Raw genomic sequence first — 1,281 nt, forward strand, 5'->3', positions numbered from 1 at the left:
GGCCAGCGCCCGCGCCCGCGCGAAGACGGGCGGCCCGTCGGTCAGGAGCGTCTCCGGCGCGACCAGGTGCAGGCGGCCGGCCGGCGCCGGCCTGGCCCAGCGGGCCCTGGTCGTGTCGATCGTGTAGCCGGCCTGGTGCACGGCGGGGCCGAAACCGTAGCGGGCGTAGATGGTGGCCTCGGAGACGGTCAGCATGGCCAGCGGCAGGCCGAGCCGTGCGGCGGTGCGCAGTTCGGCGGTGAGCAGGGCGCGGGCGATGCCCCGGCGCCGGTGGGTGGGTGCCACCGTGACCGAGCTGATCGCCCAGGCCGGGAGGCTGCCGCCGGGAACCGTGACGTCCATCGGCCAGCACCGCACCGTGGCGACGGGCGTGGCCGGATCGGCGGCCGCGGGGTCGAGCACGGCCGTGATGCGGTCGCCGGCCACCTCCGCGGCCTGGGCGGCGAGCGACTCCGCGCCGGGCGCGGAATCGTGGAAGCCGCGGGCATCCGCCTGCAGCCAGCGCGTCACGGCGGAGTCGTCCGCGGGGTCGACCAGGCGCAGCTCGAGGTCGTCGGCCGCCAGGGCGGCGTGGGAATCGGCGTCGATGGGGAGCGCGGCGTAGTCGGTCACGGCCTCACCCTAGCCGTGTTGATTGCGGGGCGGCAGGCGGGCGGGGCGGTGCGGCACCGGCACGCCGGTCGGCGCGGCCGGGGCATCCGGAGCAGAATGGCCAGGCAGCACCATCGGAGGTCACCTGTGTCGAATCCCCCTTCCCGGACCCCTGCCCGTGCCGGCGGCCGGGCGGTCGTGATCGCGCCCGATTCGTTCAAGGGCACGATCGGGGCGAGCGACGCCGCGCGCCGGATCGCGGCGGGCTGGGCATCCGTTCGCCCGCAGGACCGGCTGCGGCTGCTGCCGATGGCCGACGGCGGTGAGGGAACCCTCGACGCGTTCGAACTGGCCGTGCCCGGCGCGACCCGGATGCCGGTGACCGTTCCGGGCCCGGACGACCGGCCGGTCGACACGCACTGGCTGCTGCTGCCCGACGGCACCGGCGTCGTCGAGCTCGCGGCGACGAGCGGAATCACCCTGCTCGACCGGCTTCGGCCACTCGACGCGCACACGCTGGGCTTCGGCCAGGCGATTGCCGCCGCCCTGGACCACGGAGTCACCCGGCTGCTGCTCGCCATCGGCGGAAGCGGCTCGACCGACGGCGGCTCGGGCATGCTCCGGGCGCTCGGCGCGGTGCTCCTCGACTCGGCGGGCCGCCCGGTGCCGCCGGGCGGCCGCGGCCTCGCC

Annotated in this window: 2 protein-coding genes; one reads left to right on the top strand and one right to left on the bottom strand. The window is 77.0% G+C overall.

The window, feature by feature from the left end:
* A partial coding sequence (locus E3T48_RS16980) for a GNAT family N-acetyltransferase (RefSeq protein WP_194087852.1) occupies positions 1 to 612 on the bottom strand: 612 nt, incomplete at its 3' end.
* Between the two features lie 126 nt (positions 613 to 738).
* On the opposite strand from E3T48_RS16980, the gene E3T48_RS01285 reads away from it, so the two are divergent.
* Positions 739 to 1,281 (top strand): glycerate kinase (locus tag E3T48_RS01285; protein WP_241986517.1); only part of this gene is annotated, 543 nt, incomplete at its 3' end.

This window comes from Cryobacterium fucosi (assembly GCF_004403515.1).
Taxonomy (GTDB): domain Bacteria; phylum Actinomycetota; class Actinomycetes; order Actinomycetales; family Microbacteriaceae; genus Cryobacterium; species Cryobacterium fucosi.